A 223-nucleotide genomic window follows, 5' to 3' on the forward strand; every position below is an offset into this window, starting at 1 on the left:
ACGGCGCAGGCTCCGACGAGTCCGTCGAGGAGTTTCTGGGCGCGGGAGCGCCGGTCCAGTACCGGCCCGTGGTTGGCCTCGGGGGCAGTGTCTGGGGCTTCTGTGCCGGTGCCGGTGCCGGTGGTGCTGGTGTTGGTGTCTGGTTCTGTGGTGTCGGCCCCTGTGGTGGTGAGTCGGGGGTTGGTGGCGGTGTTCATGGCGGTGGTGAGGGTTTCGTATTGTT

General features: G+C 67.3%; 1 pseudogene. It reads right to left on the reverse strand.

Going from position 1 to position 223, the window contains the following annotated elements:
* A pseudogene (locus tag FDP28_RS20425) lies at nucleotides 1-223 on the reverse strand (DUF222 domain-containing protein); the annotation flags it as partial.

This window comes from Paenarthrobacter nicotinovorans, from assembly GCF_007670255.1.
In the GTDB taxonomy this organism is placed as follows: domain Bacteria; phylum Actinomycetota; class Actinomycetes; order Actinomycetales; family Micrococcaceae; genus Arthrobacter; species Arthrobacter nicotinovorans_B.